Here is a 22,258-nt window from a genome sequence, read left to right as displayed (position 1 = left end):
CCTCAGCTCCTCTTTCTTCCCCTGCTCCCTACTCCCTGCTCCCTGCTCCCTGGCTTAAGGATTGAGCATACGCAGGACAAGTGGATGAAGGTACGGGGGGACATAGGTTGAGTTGTTCGTGACGCTGTGTCTCTCGTCGTTTGGAATCTTCTTGACCATATAAAGCATTAATTTCTTGAGCAAACATTTCAGCGATCCTGGCGCGTTTTACTTCTCCACTGGGAGTTAGCATTCCGTTCTCGATGCTGAGTGTAGCGTTGATGAGCTGAAAGCGTTTAACTAAAGACCAGTAAGGCAAATGGCAGTTAGCTTCATCTACTAAAGCCTGGTAGAGGGCGAGAATACAGGGATGGTTCAATAATTCTGCATCTGGTAGGTCGAGTCCCAATATTTGAGCTTGTTGGCGCAGGTTGTTGAAATCAGGAAAAATTAGCATGGCACAGAATTTACGTTCTGCCCCCACTGCAACTGCTTGTGCTACTAGAGGAGATTGTTCTAACTTGTGTTCTAATGGCTGTGGCGTGACGTATTTACCTGTTGAAAGCTTGAAGTGGCTTTTCTTTAATCCAACGATTTTCAGAAAACCATCAGCAGTAAACTCTCCTATGTCGCCTGTATGAAACCAGCCCTCAGAGTCGATCGCCTGTTGGGTAGCTTCGGAGTTTTTATAGTAGCCTTGCGTCACGTAAGGTCCCCTGACTAAAATTTCACCATCAGATGCGATCGCTATTTCTATCCCTGGCAACGGTACTCCTACTGTTCCAGCTCGGTTGAAGCAACCCCGATTGCAGGCAACTGCCGAACTTGTCTCTGTCAAACCATAGCCTTGTAGAATCGTGACTCTGGCAGCAGCAAACAGGTTAGCAATCTCGGCTTTCAAAGCAGCACCACCACAGATCGCATATTTGAGATGACCGCCAAATACAGCACGCCATCTAGAAAATACCAGTCGATCTGCTAGTTTCAGCATCCAGTCGTATTTGCCGCTCGGTGACCGCCCCAATTCGTACTGTTGAGCAAGGGCGATCGCCCAATCGATCAGACGTTGAGTTTGTTCTGTTTGTAAAGATTTCCAAGCGGTGAGAGAGGCTCGCCAATGCGGTAACTTGAATTGAGTTGGGGGTAACCATCGCAGAGAGGATAAACGGAATTTTTGCTGTGGAGTTTCTTGTTTCTTCTGAAACATCTGCGCGGCGAAAGTCCGAAAGCGGGGCAGCAAGTCGTATTTGACACTTTTCGCTGTCTCTCGTTGTGGAGCCTGACTACCTGTTTCTAAAATTCGCTGATAAATTTTTTCCAACAACAGAGGCACGGTAGCAAATATTGTTGGTTGTAACTCTTTGAGATGTTTCATCACTCGGTTAGGAGTGGTGAAGTAAACGCTATGTCCGTAATTCATGTGACCGTAGAAAAAGATACGGGCAAATACGTGAGTCAAGGGTAGAAATGAAAGTACGACCTCTTTTGCGCCTAATTCCAAATCGGGAATTCCACTGAACATTGCCAGTGCATTAGCTGAGAGGTTTTCGTGAGTCAGCATCACTCCTTGGGGCTTGCCAGTGGCTCCAGGGATATAAATAATGGTGGCTAAGTCGCCTGCTGCGAGCGATGCGCGGAGCTGTTGTCGCCTCTCATCTGACATCTGAGCTTGTCCTTGCTGCCGTATCTCTGCCAAGGAAGAGATTTGGATTGCTTGAGGATGCTTGAATTGTCCTTGCCAATCGAGGGAAACATCGGCAACGATCGCGATTTGTAGATCGGGCGTGCTGCCTAAGTAAGGTATGATGCGGTCGAGTAAGTCGAGGTTAGAAACAATTAGTCCTTTGGCTTCGCTGTGTTGCGTAATAAAAACGATGTTTTCCAACGTCTGGGTGAGATCGATCGGTACGTCAATCAGTTGAGCTAGCAAGCAGCCCAGATCGGCTATGCAAAAGTTAACATCGCTATGCATGAGGAGGGCAACGCGATCGCCCTTCTCTAACCCTAAGTTCGACAAACCGAGTGCTACTTCTTCAGCCGCAGTCCGAAAGGCTCGCTCGGATAAAGGTTGCCAACCTTGTTCTGTCCACTGGTTTAAAGCACGGGAATTGGGAGCACGATCGCAGGCTTCATCTAATAATGAAGGCAATGTGCGTCCCAACAACACATTCCCAGAGTTGGGAGGGGCTGTGTAAATTTTGTTAGACCACAACATTTTCGCCCAGAAGAGCTGAAATCTCTTCCCCTCGATAAAGTTTTTCTGTGTTTTTTTATTAATTAGCTTTTACAGTAAGGTGGGCATTGCCCACCCTACACTTACTGAATCCCCCACTGCGATCGCTAATAATATTTGCGCTCGAGCGCCCGAGCCAATAGTTTTTTTTATTGAGTTTTGTTTTTAGAAAACAGAGTCAGATGCAGTATTTGTTTTGGATGCCGAATTCTCACACCTGAGTTAGATATTTTCCCTGTTTCTCCTTTCTAATTAATATGAATTAACGACAAAACACGTAACCAAAGATGTTAGATTGCCATATCTAACCCTTCAGGGATCGAACGATATGCCAAAAGAATTGCTTGATCTCAGTTTAACTCATTACTTCACGAAGCTGCTATTTTATCTATCTTTAGTAACAAATCAAACTAACAACAGGAATTTCTACTTACTAATCATTGAGTTTCAAGCCTCTGAATTCACTTTAAAAGAGTCAAATATACACTTCACCGTCCATTGTTAATTTATTGAAATAAAGAAAAACTGGTAACATTATTTAATCCTTTCACATATCACCCTTTCACCTTATGCTGCTTGACTGTCATCAATTTCCTGCAAATGCTGCTCCAACCAGTTACCGATGTCTACAAGTACTTCTTGATAATTCGTATCGGCATAAAGATCGTGATAACTGCCAGGATACTCGTAGCATTTCTTGTCGGGATAAGTGACCCGTTCGCAGAACAGCCAACTACTTTCAGGATGAGTCACTTGGTCTGCACTGCCATGTAGCAGCAGTAAAGGAATTTGCAGCTCAGACGCATGATTTTCGATCCAATCCACGGCAGCAAAGAATTCTGTTGCAAGTCTGGCACTACCGTATTCGTGACGTAAGGGGTCTTGACTATAGGCAGAAATAACATTCGGATTGCGCGAACTAGCATTATGATTCAAGCCAACCTTAAGACTCAAGCGTGGATAGACGCGGGAAAAGACTCGCCCGATCGCCAGTTTGAGGCGCGAGACTCCAACTTTTCCCAAGGCTGGTGCAGTGACGATCGCACCCCGCAATCCCTGCGGCGAGCGCAAAGCATAATCCAAAACAATTGCACCTCCCAAGCTATGCCCCCAGACAAAACAAGAGCAATTCGGTTCTTGCGTCCAAATTTGCTGCAAAAAGGCGCTTAAATCTTCTCGAAATTCAGTCCATCTATTAATATGTCCCCTTTGTCCTGGCGAGTGTCCGTGACCTCGTAAATCAAAGGCATAGACTGCATAACCTAGAGACACTAAGTACTCTACAGCAGGTAGAAATAGACCGCTATGCGCTCCCAAACCATGCACGATCGCCACCACAGCCCGCGATCGATCTTGGGGATGCCAGCTTTGGTAATAGAGGCTTAATCCACCAGCGCCCTTGAAGGTTCCTGCAATGTTTTTCATCCTGATTCTCCCCAAATGTTTTTCTACAACAGGGTGAACTCAGAAGTCAGAAATTACCGTGCATCCATTTTAATTGTATACAACTGACGAAGAAGACTGAATGCCTCATTTGAGCTGAGCGATCGCGGTTTGGATCCGGTTGAGCGCTTCGCGAATATTTTCCAATGAGTTAGCGTAGGATAACCTTAAATATCCCTCACCAAACTTACCAAAAGCAGAGCCAGAAAGTACGGCAACTCCGGCTTCTGCTAGTAAATAATCTGCGAGTGCATCACAGTTGAGAGGGAGTTGTTTGACATTAGGAAATACGTAGAATGCTCCTGTAGGTTTAACGCACTGAATGCCGGCGATCGCATTCAAACCATCGACAATAAAATCTCGTCGCTGTTTGAATTCGTCCACCATCTGTTCCACAAACTCTTGCGTTCCTGTCAGTGCTTCAATTCCAGCAATTTGAGTAAACGAACAGGTGCAGGAATTGGAATTGATCGTTAATTGCTCCAGCTTTTGAGCTAATAGTTGGGGAGCCACACCATAACCTAAGCGCCACCCCGTCATCGCGTAAGTTTTAGAATAACCATCTAGCAGAATCGTCCGCTCTTTCATCCCAGGCAAACTGATAATACTGTGGTGTGTTTGTTCGTAAAGGATGCGCGAGTAGATTTCGTCCGAGAGGATATAAAAATTATGTCGTTCTGCTAAATTGGCGATCGCCTCTAAATCTTCAAGTTGCAGCACGCCTCCAGTAGGATTTTGGGGAGAATTGAGAATTAATAGTCGCGTGCGGGGAGAAATTGCTTGTTCTAAATCTTCAATCCGAAAACGAAAGCCAACCTCTTCGCGCAAAGCTAGGGGAATTGCCTTGCCACCTACGAAGTTAATCACTGATTCGTAAACAGGAAAACCTGGATCGGGATATATGACCTCATCACCTGCATTCACCAGCGCCAGAATAGTGAAAAAAATTATCGGCTTAGCGCCTGGTGTCACCACGACTTCATCGGGATGCACCTCAACGCCTCTTGTGTGTGTCACATATTGAGCGATCGCCTGTCGCAACTGAGGTAATCCAGCGGCTGGAGCATAGCCAGTGTAGCCGTCTTTCATGGCTTGAAATGCAGCCTGACAGATATTCATCGGTGTCTGGAAGTCTGGCTGTCCGATTTCTAGATGAATTACGTTACGTCCTTGAGCTTCCAAACGTTGTGCTTTGGCAAGGACTTCAAAAGCAGATTCCGTCCCCAGGCGGCTCATTCGTTCGGCAAAATTCATATTAATTTATTTTCCAAATGACAACTGACAACTGATAACTGACATTCTTGTATGAATTTTTATTAAAAAAAGAGTTAGTAAGAATGACAGATATCAGCCAAAAGTTATAGGGATCGACAAGAGCCGAAAAATATAACTACAATTAAATTAGTAGACTCGATCGAACGCTAGGTGTCTTCCCTAACAATAGAATGAAACCTTAACTCCTATTTTATAGAGCCTCTTTGCTAACACATACTATGTTCTATATCTCTTGATGAGGCTCCTATAAAGGAATGAAAAGGCTAGATCGAGCTTACATTATAAACCTATAAATTTATTGTTAATTTTTGCTGCTATCGGTAGCAAACTTTGGTAGGGCATAATCCAATGCTAACTACTAAATTAGATGTAGCAGTTTGAATAATTCTGCTATCCTCAATTGAACGTGAGGAAGTTTACTATGTTGAATTTATCAAAACCACAAGAATTTAATTGTCTAGCCAGCTATGTTTTAGAAATGGTGAACGCTGTTAAGCTAGAGCAGTTACAACCATTTTTCGATTGCTTACCAGCCGATCCATATTTAGCAGGCAACTATCGTTTTAGAAACCTTTCTCACTTTCAAATGGCTGGCGATCGCCTGATACAATTACCCCACAGGCAGCTATTTCAATCGAAAGTATATAACTCAATTTTGGGAGATGTTATCAGAGAGTATCCAGAACTTGACGATCGCTTAGTTTCGTCGGCAGATTTTCAAAAAATTGTTTGGGAATTTTTCCAGTTTTGCCAGCTTTGTACTAACTTCAACGAAGTTGCAGTGCATCAAATTAGAACCACAGCTTCTTCTCAGCAACTCGGCAATCCTGCACCCGAGGGAATTCATCGCGATGGAGTCGAACTCGTCGGCATTTTCTCTGTCAATAGAACCGGAATTGAAGGGGGAGAAACGCATCTTTATCCAGAAAAAGATAGTCGTCCCGCTTTCAGCAAAATTCTCAATCCTGGCGAATTCTTAGTCTTTAGAGATAGTCAATACTTCCACTACACTTCGCCTGTCAAAGCGACTACTTCTGAACTGGGAGTCAGAGATGTTTTTGTCCTCACATGTCCTGGTTTATTTCCACCAGAGTAGAAGGTCAAAAGTCAAAAGTCAAAGGTCAAAAGTCAAAATCTTTTTACACCCTACTCCCTGCTCCCTACTCCCTGCTCCCTACTCCCTGATAACTATCATATGATGAATAATATTTTAGTCACTGGCTCTAGAGGTCAACTGGGAAGCGACCTTGTTGTTGCCCTACAAAGACGCTATGGGACAACACACGTCATGGAAAGCGGGCGATCGCCACGCTCAGAGGAAAGCAAGTTATTTCCTTATAAAGTGTTAGATGTCACAGATGCTCGGCGGTTGGAAAAAATTATCAAGCGGCATCAAATCGATACAATTTACCACTTAGCAGGACTACTCTCAGCAAAGGGCGAACAGGAACCCGATCGCTGTTGGGACGTTAATATTAATGGGCTAAAAAATGTGCTGGAAGCAGCCAAATCCGCTCGACTCAGAGTCTTTTATCCTAGTTCTATTGCCGTATTTGGAGCGCATACGCCGAAGTTAGACACGCCTCAGATTACCGTGACAGATCCATCTACAATGTACGGAATTACAAAGGTGACGGGCGAACTACTTTGTCAGTACTACGCGCAACGGTTTCGCGTGGACGTGCGATCTTTACGTTTACCAGGCATTATTAGCTACAATGCTCCACCAGGAGGTGGGACAACAGACTTTGCCGTAGAAATCTTCCATGCTGCCCTCCAGCAGGGAACTTACACCTGTTTCCTTCGCCCAGAGACTCGCTTGCCCATGATGTACGCTTTAGATGCGGTCAGAGCGATTCTGGAACTGATGGAAGCAGATTTATCAGCCATCAAAATTCGTACCAGCTACAATGTGGCAGCAGTCAGCTTCTCGGTAGCAGAACTCGTAGCTGAGATTCAAAAGCACTTACCTGAGTTTACCTGCGAATACAAACCCGATTTCCGGCAAGCGATCGCGGATTCTTGGGTTTGTACAGTTGACGACTCTAAAGCACGCGCCGATTGGGGTTGGCAACATACTTATGACTTACCTGCGATCGTCAGCGATATGTTGGCGAAGCTGGAGTCATTAAAAAGGGAACAGGGAGCAACTCAAAATTCAAAATTCAAAATTCAAAATTCAAAATTAATTCCGAATCCCGACTCCCGAATCCCGACTCCCGACTCCCTACATTCGGTGATGTAGCCATGTTGACCACAGCGGCGGCTTCTGTTTTTCAATCCCTGCTCGATGAAATTCATCAATCCGGTCTGCGCAAAGAAGAACGAGCGATCGCGTCGCCCCAAGATGCCAAAATCCGACTTCAGGATGGTCGGACGGTACTGAACTTCTGCGCTAACAACTATCTAGGATTAGCTAACCATCCTGACATTATTGCCGCAGCTCAGGAAGGAATTGCTAAATATGGTTTTGGCTTGTCATCGGTGCGCTTTATCTGTGGCACGCAAACCATACATAAAGAGCTGGAAGCAAAGATTTCTGCGTTTCTCGGTACTGAAGATACTATTCTGTACGGTTCCTGTTTTGATGCCAATGCCGGACTATTTGAAACACTACTAGATGATGAATGTGCGGTCATTAGCGATGCACTCAACCACGCCAGCATTATTGACGGAATTCGGTTGTGTAAAGCTAAACGTTATCGGTTTGCCCATAGCAATAGCTCGGAGTTGGAGCAAACGCTGCAAGCTACCGAATCGCTTAAAATCCGCTTAATTGTCACGGATGGGGTCTTCAGCATGGATGGCGATATCGCTAAGCTAGACCAAATCTGCAATTTAGCCGAACAGTATGATGCGCTGGTTATGGTAGATGATAGTCATGCTACTGGGATTTTGGGAGCAACAGGACGCGGCTCGATCGAACATCGTGGTGTTATGGGTCGTGTAGACATCATCACTAGTACGTTAGGAAAAGCGCTGGGTGGAGCTTCTGGAGGCTTTACATCAGCTCATAAAGTCATTATCGACTTGCTCAGGCAGCGATCGCGCCCCTATTTATTTTCCAACACCCTTGCTCCGGCGATCGCCTACACCAGCATTAAGGTCTTGGATTTACTCAACCAAACCTCAGAATTACGCGAAAGACTGCTGGAGAATGCCAGCTACTTTCGGACTTCCATCGGCGATCGCGGTTTTGAAATTAAACCTGGTATCCACCCGATTGTACCAATTATGCTGTACGACGCGAAACTTGCACAAGCTATGGCGCGAGATCTGCTCGATGAGGGGATTTATGTCATTAGCTTTAGCTATCCCGTAGTTCCCCAAGGTCATGCCCGAATTCGGGTACAAGTCTCCGCCACTCACACGCAAGAACAATTAGAGCAATGTGTAGAAGCGTTTGCTCGCGTGGGGAAAAAGTATGGGGTTATTTGACAGGGAGCAGGGAGCAGGGAGCAGGGAGCAGTGACCCGTTCATTCCGACTTCTGACTTCTGACTTCTGACTACTAGTTTTTGACTTTTGACTTTTGACTTTTGACTTTTGCCTATTGAAGAGGAAAATTACTATGATTGAGGATATCCGAAAAAAATTAAAAATTCCAACGGCAAGGCTAGAAGCGATTAATAACCTTTTAGTAGATCCAGATATAGAGGCGATCGCTAATTTCCTCGATGTCGTGTCTAAATATGGGACTCCAGAAGAGATTAATGCTAAGGCAAAACAAGCTGCGTCTCTGACTGCATTGCTAGAGCGCGTTCGACAAACTCGACCCGAATATTTGACCGATCTACAATGGCTGCAACAGCAAGCAGATGAGGGTGCATTTGTCAGCATTGCCGATTATCGACAGAATGTACTAGGAAACAAGGCAAAGCGCTTGACTTTTGGCGACAAATATGCAGTGACGCTAGAAATTAGTGCCTGTCAATATTTTCCTTGGATAATTGCCGCAGCTCGACGAGCGATCGCCCAACAATCCCTCATGCCGGGACGTTTCATTCAAGTCCGCCAGATGAAGGAACAAGAAACCGATGGTGACTTGCCCGCCATTGCTGCAGCTATGCAAATTATGGGCGCGAGTTTTGTCGTCACTCTCGATACTAAAGGAACTGATGGCTCGAACGTCCATCTCGGCGGAGCGGAAACGATCGCGGGTTACTTTGGTGGTGTTGGACAGCCCAACGATCGCGCCTTGCTCTGGTTGGATGAGTACTTGTACTACTACACTAACTATGGCATTCGCCAAGTTCTCAATCTCAATCCTGGGACAGTGCTACTGGGCTATCTCCTCCATCGACTCGGTGTTGATATCGAGTTCAAGATCTCTGTATTTATGGGCAACGACAATCCCTACGCAGCTTTGTGGACTTTACTTGGAGCAAAGTTATTTTCTCGGGATGATGGTAGCTCTCCATTAATTGGATTTAATTGGAGTAACTCGGTCAATAATGAAACGATTGAAATTACCAGCCAGTTTCGCCAAGCTTTGGACTTCGAGCAGCAGGTTCGCTTCGAGCATCACATCACTGAAACTTGGAAAGGCATCGTGCGGCAGCCGTACAATCGCAGAGATGAGTTGATGGAGCTGGCTTCGTGCGTGCCGAATATTTCAGCCAAGCATGAGGGAGGCGATCCAGACATTGAGCTGATGCGGCAGCACCCATCGGATATTTTCGATTATTTCCGTGACAAGCAGGAGATTATTGCCTCTGGAGATTGGGAACATCTCACCCTGAATTTTTTGGACAAGTTTGATGCCTTAAACAAAACGGCACTAGCTCTTACAGAACAGGGTCTATCCGTTCTAGCAGCTGGAAATCTCCACCTGCTAGAACGAAAGCATTCGCCAAACTTACGACTGACCACTTACAACTGACAAATTCTCCTTACCGATTTCGAGACAAGACAAAATCCTCATCTAGCGTCAGGTCTAAATCTCGGTTGGGATTGACAACAACCACTTCCACTTCTTTACGCTTGCGACCTCTAAGGAGCGTTTCTCCCAACACTCCAGCTCCCGCGCCTCCTAAGATTGCACCTAAATCGATATCTCCAAAAATTTCAGATGCTACGGCTCCGACTGCTGCGCCAACAACCGCACCGCGAACAAAATCGGGGTTGGTTTTGCGATCGATTATCTGCTTTCTTCTCACTACAGATGATGTTGCCTCAATCGGATATTTTCGCTTTTGACTACCGATGACTACTGATTCAGCCACGAATTGCGAACCACCATCAGCAGGTCTGAGTCTACCGTTAATTTGGCTACCTGCGGGAATCACGACATTTCCGCGCTCCGAGCGGACGCTGGTTGCTGTAGTTAGCGTCAGTCTGACTGATTCTTTAGGCGTAACCAGCACTCTATCTGACTTTTTGTATCGCACCGGAATGACCGTACCAACTGGTACGATCGACTGAGGTGATTGAGCAATTAACAGTTTACTAGGGTTCGATTGGGGTGCTGCAACCGGAGTCGCAGCGATCGCAGGTACTATTGTGGCAGAAGTCATTCCCAGTGCCATCAGCGCCGCAACTTTGGCTTGCCAGGAATTAGAAATGAACATATAAAGTCTTTCTCCTAAACTAACGGAATAAAAATTATAATATTCATGACGTAAAAGCAAGTAAATTGTTCTTTAAATTTATGTCACCTAGCAGTAAAAACTTGGAAACACTAAACGCAGATCCTAGTTTTGCGATTCTGAGGCTACTTTTCTAGTTTTAGTCAAGTTCAGCTCAGGACAGCATCCAAGAACGCAAGTTTTGCCAAATTCTATCTCAGAATAGAAGCGAATTCATGTTAAATTTGCTAAGCAAGCGCGTTGGGTTCTCAAGGTTAGCTGTGCTGGCAAAACAAAAAAATCTAACTCTCGTTATGAGTTTCCCTTCTATTTCTTGTCTGCCCTCATCTATTCATTCATTTGTTCTAAAATTGCTAAACAAGAACTAGCAAATAGTGCGGCTTGAGTGCGATCGCGTAAATGTAATTGGCTCAAAATACTCGTGACGTGATTTTTCACCGTGCGCTCGGAAATAAAAAGTGCTTGAGCGATCTCCTTGTTACTCAATCCTAGTGCGATCGATCGCAAGACTTCCCGCTCTCTAGGCGAAAGACAAACTAGTTCTGGAGGGATAGTAGGTGGTGCAGATTGAGGCTGAGAAATCTGCAAAGCTTTTTCAAATAATCCTGGTCCCAAGTGAGTATAGCCTTGATAAATAGCGCGAATGGCAACTGCTAGTTCTGCCGATGGTGTGTCCTTCAGTAAGTATCCTTTGGCGCCAAATCGCATCGCTTGTGCTACGTATTCGTCATCATCAAATGTTGTCAATACCAATACCTTGACGTGAGGAAAGCGTTGAGTAATTTGCTGAGTAGCTGCTACCCCATCCATTACAGGCATCCGCACGTCTATTAGCACAACATCTGGTTGTAGCGGAGTCCCTTTTAAAGACTCTAGTAAGTCTAACGCTTGTTGTCCATTTTCAGCATCACCAACCACTTGCAAGTCTGGCTGCGACTCCAACAAGCTTCTCAGTCCTTGACGAATAATTATTTGATCGTCAACTAGTAATAGGCAAATGTTATTGGTCATTGGTTGTTGAGTGGTACGTGGTGCGATCGGGAGTAGGGTATGGGGTGTATGTGGGGATAAGGGAGACAAGGAAGCAGAGAGCAGAGGGGCTTCAGGGGCAGAGGAGATTAAACAACTCCTGACTCCTGACTTGCTGATAACTGTTCACTGATAACCGATCGCTGATAAGGGAATGTCAGCAAGAATCTGACAACCGCAGTTAGGCTGGCTCTCGATCTGAATTTGTCCTCCTAAAGCTGCGGTGCGCTCTCGCATTGCCTGAAGTCCAAAACCGGTAGTGTTTTGTTCTGGCACGAATCCTCGACCATTATCTTTCACGAAAAGTTTTAGCTGTCCAGCTTTTGCTTGTAACTGAATCGTCACTCGCGATGCTTTGCTGTGTTTGAAAATATTTGTTAAAGCTTCTTGAATAATGCGATAAATAGCTGTGCTAACTTCTCCTGATACAGAGTGGACTAGGCAAATTTCCACCTCTGGTACGATACTGGTAGTATGGTGAAAATTGTGAATTAAAGTTGAGATCGCCTCTTCTAGCGGTTGCCCCTGTAGCGGATCGGCGCGGAGAGTAGAGATTGATTGTCTGACTTCCCTCAGTGCTGTTGAGCCTAGTTGTTTAGCTTGAGACAAAAAGGATTTAGTTTTCTCGGCACTAGCAGGGCAAAATAACAAGGCATTTTCTAACTGGATGCTTTGAGCCGTTAAAGTATGTCCCAAAGAATCGTGAATTTCGCGAGCAATCCGGTTGCGTTCTTGTAATGTTGCTTGATCTTCGATTCGTAAAGCATATTGTCTCAGTTGCTCGTGAGCGATCGCTAATTGTTGCCAGCTGTGACGCTCTGACAGCAAAGCATTTATCAACATCAAGATAAATGCTAAAAGTAATCCATAATAAAATGTAGTATTGATAGTAACGAAAAGTACCCAATTTTTGATTTGAGCGATCGTCGGTACTGGTCTTGTCATTTCCGCTTGTACGGCTTGCAGATCTCCCAGCGAAATTACCAGCGAAGTAACTGTAGTGCAAAAGACTAATCCAGCGACTAACAAACGTCCTGGCATTTGAAAAATCTGGCAACCTCGAATCAAAATAATGATGTAAGGAACACCAAATCTACCCCAACCTCCTACTGCATCGGCAAGCAAAATTAAGCCCAATTCCAGTCCTGTATAAAGCCATTTGTTAATCGATCTACCTGTAGGCAATCGCAAACCCATTAGCCCAAATCCAAGTAAACAGGCGATTGTAATCTGCCAACTGTAGGAAACTAACCCCTGTCTTTGCGGAATTTCGCCCAGCATTGCGCCTAGGTAGGTAATACCTTCCCACGGTAGTTCGCCAACAATTACCATTCCCAACAAGATCCACTCTAAATAGAGTAGCAAGCGAAATGGGCGAGTTTTCAACTGTATGAAGCGGCTCACAGTAGTTTGAAGATGTAGATAGAGCGAGTCTGCTCGTAGTTTATAGAATAATTCTTGACAAAGCTAGAGCCTTTTTTCCCACTCTCAGTTCAAAAGCTTAGTACTAAAGTCCTACTTGCTTTGGTACTAAAGTCCTAGAAAGTTTTGGGAGTTTCGATCCATGTAGAAAGTTGGGGCGATCGCCTACGCTTTTGATAGGAAATTGATAAATGGTAGTTACGCTACGTGCGATCTAGTAATGCGATTTAGTAATATTTATGGCATTAAGTTATGAATCTCATTCAGTTCCTCTTAACATCTTCTTGGTTAACAGTAGCGATCGCTGCTCTTGTAGGTTCTCTAGGTGGAGCCAGTAACGCTGCTCTACTCGCCTTAATTAACAACACGATTAACAGTAATAACCTAGCTATAAATAATCAATTTTTGAATTTTATTCTACTAATATTTATTGCCCTTTTATCTAGCACAATTTCTCACTATTTACTAGTAAGAATAACTCAATCTGCAATTTATAAACTACGTTTGCATTTAAGCGATCGCATTCTTGCTTGTCCTTTATGTCATCTGGAAGAATTGGGAGCTAATCGACTCTTAGCCACTTTGACAGACGATGTAGACTCAATTTCTGACACGGTATTTGTCGTACCTTACTTATGCGTTGACATTGCGCTGATTATTGGTTGTTTGATTTATCTCTGCTGGCTATCGTGGCAAGTATTTCTAGTTACAGCTTTGTTCATTTCTATTGCTCTCTTAGTTATTAAATTTTTGATTGCAAAAGCTGAAAATTTAATGGGACTTGCTCGCGCGGAAAAAGACCAATTATTTAAACATTTTCGCACAATTACCGATGGAATTAAGGAATTAAAACTTCATGCCCCTCGTCGTCGAGCGTTTGTCAGTGAAGAATTAAAAGTTACAGCCGCTACCTGGCGATCGCACAACATTACCAGCGAAGTATTTTTTGGAATTTCCTACAACATTAGCCAATTATTCTTTTTCATCATCATCGGGTTAATATTATTTGGCTTGCGTCAATTTGCCACAGTTAACACTGCCATATTATCTGGATATGTCTTAGTTTTGATTTATTTAATGGATTCACTGGAAAGGGTGATGACTGCTCTACCCAGGCTGACTGAAGCTAGTATCGCTCTGCGGAGAATCGAGCAACTTGGTTTATCTCTTGCTAGTCGTGCTGAAGATACCTCAACTATCGAACTGCGATCGCCTTTATTTTCCCAAAGTATAGAACTACTTCAAGTTACCCACAGTTATTACAAAGGTGAGGACGAAAATAGTTTTACTGTGGGTGCGATCGATTTAACTTTTTATCCAGGCGAACTCATTTTTATTGTGGGTGGAAATGGCAGCGGAAAATCTACCTTAGCTAAATTAATTACAGGTTTATACATTCCTGATTCTGGTAAAATTATTTGGGATAAAAACAATGTAATCGAACAAAATCGAGAGATATATCGCCAATTATTTTCTACAGTTTTTTCTGATTTTTATCTTTTCGAGCAACTTTTGGGTATTCAATTAGATAATCTTGACGAGCGAGCGCGTAAATATTTGCTACAACTGCAATTAGAACATAAAGTTAAAATCAAAAACAATGCGTTTTCAACTATAGAGTTATCTCAAGGACAGCAAAAACGGCTAGCTTTGTTGATAGCATATTTAGAAGATCGCCCGATTTACTTATTTGACGAGTGGGCAGCAGACCAAGACCCGTATTTTCGAGAAATATTCTACAAACAGCTTTTACCAGAACTCAAGCAAAGAGGCAAAACTGTCATAGTTATCACCCACGACGATCGCTATTTTCATTTATGCGATCGCCTGTTCAAACTCGACTACGGCAAACTCGTGTAAATCAGTTATCAGTTGTCAGTTATCAGTTGTCAGCGATCGCGCACTACTCACTACTCACTTCAAACATGGAATTTTCCCTATTTAATCAGAAAGTTAAGCTGAATTCGTGGGTATTAGGAGTGACAATAATTAGTGTCATTGGAGGTGCGATCGCGGTGTATTTACTGACGAATAAGACAGATGTAACACCAGATATTACGAGTCAAACTGTGCTGGTGCAACAACAAGATTTGGTCGTCCAAATTCCTGCAAATGGGGTGGTGGAGGCAGTGCAAAAAGTTAACCTTAGTTCTGAAGACTCTGCCCGTATTGCTAAATTATTTGTGAGAGAAGGCGATCGCGTCAAGCCAGGGCAATTAATTGCGCGGATGAATAACGTTCGACTACAAGCGCAAGTTAACCAATATCAAGCATTGCTGCAAAAAGCCAAAGCCGATTTAGCTGAAAAACGCGCTGGAACTCGCTCTGAAGAAATTGCCGAAGCCAGAGCCAGAGTAACTACAGCCCAAGCCACAGTAACAGCAGCTCAAGCTAGACTCGCCCGCGCCAGAGAAGAATTGCAGCGCTACCAGCAATTAGCTCAAGCAGGGGCAATTTCTCAAAATACCCTTGGAGATTTCATCGCCAGAGAACGAGAGGCACGAGCTAATCTGGAAGCCGAACAGTCGCGACTGAGGGAACAGCAAGACAGTTTGAGAAAAAATCTCAATGGTTTTCGCCCCGAAGAAATTGCTCAGGCTGAAGCTGAAGTCAATCAAGCAGCCTCTCAGCTAGCCTTTTACCAAACCCAACTCAACGATACCCTCGTCCGCGCCCCTTTTGCAGGTATCATCACCCGTCGTTTTGCCCAAGAAGGAGATTTCGTGACACCTACTACCTCTGCATCTGCTAGTGAAGGGGCAACATCTACTTCTATTGCCGAACTCTCTAGCGGATTGCAAATCGAAGCCAAAATCCCCGAAGCTACCCTGTCTAAAATTCGGTTAGGACAGGCTGTAAACGTTCAAGCCGACGCTTATCCAGTGCGAACTTTTAAGGGCAAAGTCAGCTTAATTGCTCCTAGAGCAGTGCAGGAAAACAATATTACTTCTTTTCGAGTCAAAGTAGGCTTGCAGACTGGGCTAACGCAGCTCAAAGCTGGGATGAATGTCAGACTCAATTTCCTTAGCGATCCAGTCAAACAGGCGATAATGATTCCCCTAGCGGCGGTGGTGACTCAACCTGACGGTCAAACTGGCGTGTACGTGGTGAACGAGCAGCAGGCAAAGTTTCAGGTGGTAAAGGTCGGTACAACCAGTGGCGATCGCATTCAGGTGCTATCCGGTTTAAACAGTGGCGATCGCGTGTTTCTCAGTCCCCCAGCTAACCAACAAATTGAAGGCGTAGACACTCCGCCACCTGTATCTATGTAGCATACTTGAGTCTCCCATTTCTGGGAGGAAGGAAATACTATGCAACTAAAGCGCTTACTCCAATATATGTATGGGTTGAGTCAGAGCGAAGTATCTGCTCCGACACTGATACATCCAGAGCTAAGGAAAGAACTAATCGAAATCCTTCAGGTTTTGGCAGATGCAGAATATCAGCGTCTGGCTTGGATCGAGCAGACGTTTGCTCCTAAATTTGAGTCGGAATTTATCGGCTGTGCCGTTCAATATATCTATTTTGGTCTCATTGTTGACTTTATCTATGACGGTACGGGTTTGGTGCAGAATCCTGCCAGCGCGATCGGTGTTTTTCTCAAAAATCGAGACGAAGCTCAGACGATCGCCTCTCTCATCCTCGCACTGGAGGCAGTTCTTGGAACTGTGGGTTTGGATGCAACTGATGAAACATACATCTCTTCTCCACGCTGGGTGGATGTCATTACTTTAGCTAATCGTGCTTTGCAGACGATGCACGGTAATTAACTCTAAATATCTTCACACTCAAAATACTGCAATGAACTTGTTTGAAAATGCCAACATGGCAGTGAAAACTCTAACTGCTAATAAACTCCGCAGTGCCCTCACAATGCTCGGAATTATCATCGGCAATTCCTCAGTAATTGCGATGGTGGCAATTGGGCAAGGCGCACAACAATTTACCCAAAAACGGCTAGAGTCTTTTGGTCCCAATCAGCTTTCTATTTGGGCGGGAATGGAAAATGCAGAAGGGTTTACAACCGAGACACCAGAGATAGTTTTAGCTGATGCAGAAGCTCTTGCGACTCAAGCCCCAGCCGTGAGAGAAATCGCGCCGCAAGTGAACTCTAACCTACAATTGTCCTATCGAGGGCGGACGACAAAATCAAATGTCACTGGCACGACACCAGGAATCCTTTACGTCCGTAATCTGAAAGTCGGTCAGGGGAAGTTTTTCGATCGCCTTCAGCAAAATGCTCAAGTTGTTGTTCTCGGTGCGGTGGTAGCACGGAAGCTATTTGCCAGCGAGAATCCTTTGGGTAAGGCAATTCAAATTAACAATCTCAGCTTTCACGTCATCGGTGTAATGCAACCAAAAGGCTCGTTTATGGGGTCGAATCCCGACCAAACGGCTTATGTTCCTATCAGCACGATGGTAGATCAACTTGCAGGACGGCGATCGCCTAATGGGATTGCGATCGATTATATCGAGCTTTCTGCTGTTGACCGCTTCAGTGTCAGAGCAGCTGCATTTCAAGTGACTAATATTCTCACCCGCAGACATGGTAAGAAAGACTTTATCGTGATGGCAAACAAGTCAGTGCAAGATTTGGTAGCTCAAGTGACGAGTGTGCTGAGTTTATTGTTAGCGGCGATCGCGGGAATTTCTCTATTTGTCGGTGGAATTGGGATTATGAATATCATGCTAGTTTCTGTCACCGAACGTACCAAAGAAATTGGTCTGCGTAAAGCAATTGGAGCAACTCAGCAAGCAATTTTAATGCAATTTTTAATTGAAGCGGTGATTCTCTCCGTGGCGGGTGGAGCAATTGGTACGGGTTTAGGGATTGGTGGGGCAGTCGTCGTGAGTGTACTGTCACCTTTACAAGCATCAGTACCTTTGGGCGCGATCGCTTTAGCTGTAGGAGTTTCCGGTAGTATTGGTCTGATTTTCGGTGTCGTTCCTGCCCGTCAAGCAGCAGCACTCGATCCAATTATTGCCCTGAGAAGTGCATAGATTTACAATGAGGCGTACAGATGGGGTAGTTTTATCATGTCAGTTGCTCTTGATAGTAGCGGTGTTAATATTCGCCCAGCTACTACGCAAGACGTTGAGGCGATCGCGATTTTGTCTCACCAACTCGGCTATCCTGTTTCGACTATTGCCATAGAGCAGCGCCTATACCAAATTTTGTCAGATAGCAATCATATTATCTACGTAGCCACAGGTCTAGATAATCGTGCGATCGCCTGGATTCACGCTTACGCTCATCACTCGCTGCTGACAGATTTTCATGCTGAAATTGGCGGCTTAGTTGTGGCGCCAAGCGATCGCGGTGCTGGTATCGGGAGAAAATTGCTAGATCGAGTTGAAAGCTGGGCAAAGACATGCGGATGTCACAGTATATTAGTTCGCTCTAATATTGTCCGTTCAGCAGCTCATCATTTCTACCAAAAATGCGGCTACAGCCAAGTCAAAACATCGTTGGTATTCCACAAAGTTTTGTTAGATGACGATCTGTAGGGGCGGGTTCACCCAAAGTCTCTATTTTCACACCGAGATCTTGCTAAACCCACCCTCACCAAAACGTACAGCAGCAAGTTTAATTATCTTCACGCCTGCGATAATCAGAATCCCTGTTGCGACGATCGTCAGAATCGCGGTAATCATCATTTCCAGAACGCGAGGCAACAAAATCTTCCTCTAATCTTAAATCTAAGTCTGTATCTGGTCTGATGACAACAACTTCAACTTCTTTTTGTTTGCGACCTCTCAATAAGACTTCTCCCAATACACCTACACCCGCACCAGCCAAGACTTCACCAAGGTCAATTCCACCAAAGATTTCACCCAAGACTGCACCAGCAGCAGCACCTATCACCGCGCCTCTGAGGATATCGGGATTTGACTTTTCATTGATGATTTCAGTGTCGGTAATCTCCCGCGATGTTGCTTCAATTGGATAGCGGCGATCGCGATCTTCTAAAATTAGATTTTGCGCGACAAATTGAGTCCCGCGATCGGTAGGTCTGAGTTCGCCTTCAATCCGACTACCAGCAGGAATTGCGATTCTACCGCTTTCAGACTCGACATCTTCAGCCACAGTCAATGTTATATCCGCTGTTTCTTCTGGAGAGACAATAATTTTTTTGCCTCTGTCGTAAGTTACTGGAATTATCGTTCCTCTTGGGACAACACCACCAGAAGATCCGCGATACTCATCGTCGCGAGAGTCAGGAAAGAGTTGTGCAATTTCAAAAGAGGGAGAATTGGCGATCGCTGGAGTAGAAATCAAAAGCGGTACAAACGCTGTTGCGGTCATTCCCATCGCCATTAAAAAAGCAGTTTTTGACTGCCAGCGATTGAACAATAGCATTGACTTTCTCCTATAAAGTAGACTCAGGTTATAAGTTATGAAGAAAAGATCGCTCTATTGTTCCCGTGACCTTCCATTTTCATAAAATTCCAGCTTGCCGAGCTGCTACCATGTATCGAAAAATGTATTCTATCAACTCAACATAATTACGAGCTGAGGTGAGGGAATCTGCCCAGACAGTCACGCCATGATTGCGGATTAGCAAAGCTGGGACTTGAGGTAATTGAGTGCTGAAGCGATCGCTAACTTCTGCGGCAATTTGAGGAACTTCTAAATAATTTTCAAATACGGGAATTGTCACCTGGGGGTTTTCTTCCCATACACCTAAGCCTTTAACCATTTCCAGGGGTGGTAGTGGCAAATCATCTTTCTCAGTAAAATGAGAAACTAAATTTGCTTCAATTGAGTGGACGTGATAGCAAGCTTGAGCCGCTGGAAATAAGCTATAAATTGCTTGATGAATTATTGTTTCTGCCGATGGTTTAATATTGGCAGATGCTCTTTCTAAGATCGTACCATCGAGGGCAACGCAAACGAAATCGCTAGTTGATAACTCTCCTTTCGCCTTCCCACTTGCCGTAATCCAAAAACTATCGTCAGCATGACGAGCGGAAAGATTTCCTGCCGTTCCTACCATCCAATCTTGACGGTAAAAATAACGAGCAGCATCGATCAATTCAAAACGCGGATCGGTCGTTTTGGTGTGAGTTATTGAAGGTTGATAATTAAGCATGAATCAGAGGTAATAAATATAATGAATTACGCGATCGCACTTTGACGAAACCGAATTTCTTTTTCCGTATATTGAGGAACCCAACCTGCTGTATCAATGAAATATCGTACAGCTTTGACTCGTCGTGCGGTTGTTAAATAAAACCAATGCTCGGTTCCGGCGGGGACGTTAATATACTCTTCTGGTTGTACTGTCAGTTCTACTTGGCTACCATCAGGACGCACGAAACCAAATATCCCTTCACCATCAACAATATATCTGACTTCATCATCGGCGTGAGTGTGAATGCGATCGAACTTTGCTAGCATCTCATCTAAATTTGGAATCCCAGGATGTAATGCAATTAAATCACGAGATTGATAACCATCTGTCTGTTTAAGTTGCTCAAAATAAGTATCTAAAGCTGCGAGAACTCGTTCTTTTTCCTCCAAATTTAAGCTTTCTTGGACTAACAGTTGCCGCAATTGGGGATCTTCTCCTACACTCCAGTAATTGAGTTGAATATTTAGGGAAGACAATTCGCGGCTAATATCAGCGAGTTGAGTGTATATCGTACCGTCTTCTAATTTGAGGATTGCCATAATTAAGGGGCTAGGAGTTAGGGGTTAGGGAAAGAAAGAGAGACAAGGGGGACAAGGAGGCAACGCAATCAATTAAAAACTGATAACTGTTCACTGTTCACTGATAACTGTTCACTGTTCACTGATAAAAGGGTTTATATACAATTCTTTTTGACATTCTACGCCGACTTCAAACTTACAATTAGAACGAGGAGTGGCAACGCATAACAAAACGTAACCTTTTGCAGCTTGCTGAGGTTTGAGAGCAATCGCATTTGTCTGTTCTACTTCACCTGATAAAATCCGGGCAGCACAAGTAATACAAGCCCCATAACGACAGCCTACGGGTAATTTTAATCCTGCCGCTTCTACTGCATCTAAAATATACTCATCTGCTGCTACGTTAAGAGTAAAATTATTTCTGTTAACCAGTTCGATTTGATAGGCTTTCATTCGACTCCCTTGTACGGGCGCACAGCTGTGCGCCCGTACGATTCTCTTAACGCTAAATCCAAATATCTGAAGTACAATCGCCACCAGGATATCGCATTTCATGGGCGCGGGCTGCGCCGTTTGGTTCTCGACCAAAATCTATGTAAAAGTTTTCATTAATTTTCAATCCTCCCTTTTCCGCGTCGCAATCAATTTGCAACATGTAAGAGCCATTTTTGGCTAAGTCTGGATAGAATTGATTATCCCAAGTACTGAATAGAGAATTAGTGACGTACAACCGCTTGCCATCTAAACTTAATTGCAGCATTTGGGGACCACCTTGCAATTTCTGTCCCTTAACTTCGCCACCTTTTCCTAATAAACCACCACACCAAACTTGCCCAGTCAATTGAGGCTGAGAAGGATTGCTAATGTCATATTGACGAATATCTCCATGCAACCAGTTGGAAAAATAGAGATAGCGATCGTCCATTGACAGCAAAATATCGGTAATTAAAGAGGGAACGGGAATTTCCCAGCCTTGAACCTCTACGGATGGAACATCAATAACTTTCTCAACTGCCCATTGTCTGTTAGATTTGTGCCAGTGCCAAATATTACTACTTAAGGCTGCACCAACATAGCCGTGCGTACTATCTGGGTTGTGGTGAAAACGGACTTCTAAAGGAATTAAACCTTCTGCACCTAAGTCAAAACTTTGAATGATTTCGCGATCTTTCCAGTTCCAAAACTGCAATTGCTGACCGTAGTTTCCTGCTGCTACATCGTTGAGGTCAAAGCCAGGATAATAAGTTTTAGGTGCGCCCCATTCGCTACTTACCATGATGTTATGACGCGGCTGATACCAAAAGTCATAATTAAACTTCATCGTCGTAGCTTGTTGTTCCCAACGTCCGACAATATCAAAGTTTTCATCGAGTAGCAAAAAGCCACCAGGTGCATTCCCTTGACTATCACCTAACATCGAAATCATGACATGACCATCTGCTAGACAATGGACTGTATGGGGTGCTGTTAAATTTGTTTTCGCTTTGATTTCTTCTGGTTCGATAACTTTATAAATTTGAGGCGATCGCGTTTCTTTTGTATCTACAATTTGACGCTCCCACCACTAAAGTGGGGGATTCTCAGTTCATCGAGAGGACTTGCTCTACCAGGCTTTCGCCACGTAGAGTAGAGGTCT

19 protein-coding genes and 1 pseudogene are annotated in these 22,258 nt (G+C 44.3%); 9 read left to right on the top strand and 11 right to left on the bottom strand.

The annotated features are described in order from the left end of the window. Positions 1-28: 28 nt before the first annotated feature. From ACRC32_RS19280 to ACRC32_RS19270, 3 genes are all read right to left on the bottom strand, one after another. Complete coding sequence (locus ACRC32_RS19280; RefSeq protein ID WP_438555487.1) at positions 29-2,194, bottom strand: AMP-dependent synthetase/ligase; 2,166 nt, start codon at positions 2,192-2,194, stop codon at positions 29-31. A gap of 585 nt (positions 2,195-2,779) precedes the next feature. After that, on the bottom strand, positions 2,780-3,637 hold the full coding sequence (locus ACRC32_RS19275) for an alpha/beta hydrolase (RefSeq protein ID WP_438555486.1): 858 nt from the start codon (positions 3,635-3,637) through the stop codon (positions 2,780-2,782). A 105-nt stretch (positions 3,638-3,742) separates the two neighbouring features. Next, a complete protein-coding gene (locus ACRC32_RS19270; RefSeq protein WP_438555485.1) occupies positions 3,743-4,909 on the bottom strand; it encodes a pyridoxal phosphate-dependent aminotransferase in 1,167 nt (388 codons plus the stop codon). Positions 4,910-5,351: 442 nt separating this feature from the next. Here ACRC32_RS19270 and ACRC32_RS19265 point away from each other — a divergent pair, with 442 nt between their 5' ends. The 4 genes from ACRC32_RS19265 (at position 5,352) to ACRC32_RS19250 (ending at position 9,811) form a co-directional block, all read left to right on the top strand. Next, positions 5,352-6,026 carry a 2OG-Fe dioxygenase family protein gene (locus tag ACRC32_RS19265; RefSeq protein ID WP_438555484.1) on the top strand — a complete coding sequence of 225 codons (675 nt, stop codon included), beginning with the start codon at positions 5,352-5,354 and terminating at the stop codon, positions 6,024-6,026. Between the two features lie 99 nt (positions 6,027-6,125). Further along, positions 6,126-7,175 carry an NAD-dependent epimerase/dehydratase family protein gene (locus ACRC32_RS19260; protein ID WP_438555483.1) on the top strand — a complete coding sequence of 350 codons (1,050 nt, stop codon included), beginning with the start codon at positions 6,126-6,128 and terminating at the stop codon, positions 7,173-7,175. A 2-nt stretch (positions 7,176-7,177) separates the two neighbouring features. Then, on the top strand, positions 7,178-8,368 hold the full coding sequence (gene kbl, locus ACRC32_RS19255; protein WP_438555482.1) for a glycine C-acetyltransferase: 1,191 nt from the start codon (positions 7,178-7,180) through the stop codon (positions 8,366-8,368). Between the two features lie 132 nt (positions 8,369-8,500). Continuing rightward, positions 8,501-9,811: a hypothetical protein gene (locus ACRC32_RS19250; protein ID WP_438555481.1), complete on the top strand. Its 1,311-nt coding sequence runs from the start codon at positions 8,501-8,503 to the stop codon at positions 9,809-9,811. A 10-nt stretch (positions 9,812-9,821) separates the two neighbouring features. On the opposite strand, the gene ACRC32_RS19245 is transcribed toward ACRC32_RS19250, so the two are convergent. The 3 genes from ACRC32_RS19245 to ACRC32_RS19235 all read right to left on the bottom strand — a co-directional run bounded on the left by ACRC32_RS19245 (position 9,822) and on the right by ACRC32_RS19235 (position 12,950). Next, on the bottom strand, positions 9,822-10,499 hold the full coding sequence (locus ACRC32_RS19245; protein WP_438555480.1) for a hypothetical protein: 678 nt from the start codon (positions 10,497-10,499) through the stop codon (positions 9,822-9,824). A gap of 345 nt (positions 10,500-10,844) precedes the next feature. Continuing rightward, positions 10,845-11,528, bottom strand: a complete 684-nt coding sequence (locus tag ACRC32_RS19240) for a response regulator transcription factor (RefSeq protein WP_438555479.1) — start codon at positions 11,526-11,528, stop codon at positions 10,845-10,847. A gap of 144 nt (positions 11,529-11,672) precedes the next feature. Further along, on the bottom strand, positions 11,673-12,950 hold the full coding sequence (locus ACRC32_RS19235) for a sensor histidine kinase (protein WP_438555478.1): 1,278 nt from the start codon (positions 12,948-12,950) through the stop codon (positions 11,673-11,675). A 270-nt stretch (positions 12,951-13,220) separates the two neighbouring features. On the opposite strand from ACRC32_RS19235, the gene ACRC32_RS19230 reads away from it, so the two are divergent. Genes ACRC32_RS19230 through ACRC32_RS19210 form a run of 5 tightly spaced genes read left to right on the top strand, consistent with a single transcriptional unit; the run spans position 13,221 to position 18,476 of the window. Further along, positions 13,221-14,828: a cyclic peptide export ABC transporter gene (locus tag ACRC32_RS19230; RefSeq protein WP_438555477.1), complete on the top strand. Its 1,608-nt coding sequence runs from the start codon at positions 13,221-13,223 to the stop codon at positions 14,826-14,828. Continuing rightward, positions 14,786-16,240, top strand: coding sequence for an efflux RND transporter periplasmic adaptor subunit (locus ACRC32_RS19225; RefSeq protein ID WP_438555476.1), 1,455 nt, complete (start codon positions 14,786-14,788; stop codon positions 16,238-16,240). Before ACRC32_RS19230 ends, ACRC32_RS19225 begins: the two co-directional genes overlap by 43 nt. A gap of 39 nt (positions 16,241-16,279) precedes the next feature. Continuing rightward, a complete protein-coding gene (locus ACRC32_RS19220; protein WP_438555475.1) occupies positions 16,280-16,738 on the top strand; it encodes an SCO4402 family protein in 459 nt (152 codons plus the stop codon). Between the two features lie 31 nt (positions 16,739-16,769). Further along, positions 16,770-17,969, top strand: a complete 1,200-nt coding sequence (locus tag ACRC32_RS19215) for an ABC transporter permease (RefSeq protein WP_438555474.1) — start codon at positions 16,770-16,772, stop codon at positions 17,967-17,969. A 36-nt stretch (positions 17,970-18,005) separates the two neighbouring features. Beyond that, complete coding sequence (locus ACRC32_RS19210; RefSeq protein WP_438555473.1) at positions 18,006-18,476, top strand: GNAT family N-acetyltransferase; 471 nt, start codon at positions 18,006-18,008, stop codon at positions 18,474-18,476. 79 nt (positions 18,477-18,555) lie between these two features. Here ACRC32_RS19210 and ACRC32_RS19205 read toward each other — a convergent pair whose 3' ends face one another. From ACRC32_RS19205 to ACRC32_RS19185, 5 genes and pseudogenes are all read right to left on the bottom strand, one after another. Beyond that, positions 18,556-19,329 (bottom strand): hypothetical protein, encoded by a 774-nt coding sequence (locus ACRC32_RS19205; RefSeq protein ID WP_438555472.1) that lies wholly within the window; start codon positions 19,327-19,329, stop codon positions 18,556-18,558. Between the two features lie 79 nt (positions 19,330-19,408). Continuing rightward, positions 19,409-20,062 (bottom strand): methylthioribulose 1-phosphate dehydratase, encoded by a 654-nt coding sequence (gene mtnB, locus ACRC32_RS19200; RefSeq protein WP_438555471.1) that lies wholly within the window; start codon positions 20,060-20,062, stop codon positions 19,409-19,411. A 26-nt stretch (positions 20,063-20,088) separates the two neighbouring features. Then, positions 20,089-20,643 carry a 1,2-dihydroxy-3-keto-5-methylthiopentene dioxygenase gene (locus tag ACRC32_RS19195; RefSeq protein ID WP_438555470.1) on the bottom strand — a complete coding sequence of 185 codons (555 nt, stop codon included), beginning with the start codon at positions 20,641-20,643 and terminating at the stop codon, positions 20,089-20,091. Between the two features lie 111 nt (positions 20,644-20,754). Then, the gene (locus ACRC32_RS19190; protein WP_438555469.1) at positions 20,755-21,075 is read right to left on the bottom strand and encodes a 2Fe-2S iron-sulfur cluster-binding protein; all 321 of its coding nucleotides are present in this window, start codon (positions 21,073-21,075) and stop codon (positions 20,755-20,757) included. Between the two features lie 52 nt (positions 21,076-21,127). Next, a pseudogene (locus ACRC32_RS19185) lies at positions 21,128-22,171 on the bottom strand (selenium-binding protein SBP56-related protein); the annotation flags it as partial. Between the last annotated feature and the right edge of the window lie 87 nt (positions 22,172-22,258).

The organism is Chroococcidiopsis sp., from assembly GCF_051657925.1.
GTDB lineage: Bacteria > Cyanobacteriota > Cyanobacteriia > Cyanobacteriales > Chroococcidiopsidaceae > Chroococcidiopsis.
Note: the sequence above shows the minus strand (reverse complement) of the source record. Positions and strands in the feature narration are given on the sequence as shown.

Coding starts and splice junctions, on each gene's coding strand:
- ACRC32_RS19280 (WP_438555487.1), bottom strand. CDS start 2,194: ATGTTGTGGTCTAACAAAATTTACACAGCCCCTCCCAACTCTGGGAAT.
- ACRC32_RS19275 (WP_438555486.1), bottom strand. CDS start 3,637: ATGAAAAACATTGCAGGAACCTTCAAGGGCGCTGGTGGATTAAGCCTC.
- ACRC32_RS19270 (WP_438555485.1), bottom strand. CDS start 4,909: ATGAATTTTGCCGAACGAATGAGCCGCCTGGGGACGGAATCTGCTTTT.
- ACRC32_RS19265 (WP_438555484.1), top strand. CDS start 5,352: ATGTTGAATTTATCAAAACCACAAGAATTTAATTGTCTAGCCAGCTAT.
- ACRC32_RS19260 (WP_438555483.1), top strand. CDS start 6,126: ATGATGAATAATATTTTAGTCACTGGCTCTAGAGGTCAACTGGGAAGC.
- kbl (WP_438555482.1), top strand. CDS start 7,178: ATGTTGACCACAGCGGCGGCTTCTGTTTTTCAATCCCTGCTCGATGAA.
- ACRC32_RS19250 (WP_438555481.1), top strand. CDS start 8,501: ATGATTGAGGATATCCGAAAAAAATTAAAAATTCCAACGGCAAGGCTA.
- ACRC32_RS19245 (WP_438555480.1), bottom strand. CDS start 10,499: ATGTTCATTTCTAATTCCTGGCAAGCCAAAGTTGCGGCGCTGATGGCA.
- ACRC32_RS19240 (WP_438555479.1), bottom strand. CDS start 11,528: ATGACCAATAACATTTGCCTATTACTAGTTGACGATCAAATAATTATT.
- ACRC32_RS19230 (WP_438555477.1), top strand. CDS start 13,221: ATGAATCTCATTCAGTTCCTCTTAACATCTTCTTGGTTAACAGTAGCG.
- ACRC32_RS19225 (WP_438555476.1), top strand. CDS start 14,786: ATGCGATCGCCTGTTCAAACTCGACTACGGCAAACTCGTGTAAATCAG.
- ACRC32_RS19220 (WP_438555475.1), top strand. CDS start 16,280: ATGCAACTAAAGCGCTTACTCCAATATATGTATGGGTTGAGTCAGAGC.
- ACRC32_RS19215 (WP_438555474.1), top strand. CDS start 16,770: ATGAACTTGTTTGAAAATGCCAACATGGCAGTGAAAACTCTAACTGCT.
- ACRC32_RS19210 (WP_438555473.1), top strand. CDS start 18,006: ATGTCAGTTGCTCTTGATAGTAGCGGTGTTAATATTCGCCCAGCTACT.
- ACRC32_RS19205 (WP_438555472.1), bottom strand. CDS start 19,329: ATGCTATTGTTCAATCGCTGGCAGTCAAAAACTGCTTTTTTAATGGCG.
- mtnB (WP_438555471.1), bottom strand. CDS start 20,062: ATGCTTAATTATCAACCTTCAATAACTCACACCAAAACGACCGATCCG.
- ACRC32_RS19195 (WP_438555470.1), bottom strand. CDS start 20,643: ATGGCAATCCTCAAATTAGAAGACGGTACGATATACACTCAACTCGCT.
- ACRC32_RS19190 (WP_438555469.1), bottom strand. CDS start 21,075: ATGAAAGCCTATCAAATCGAACTGGTTAACAGAAATAATTTTACTCTT.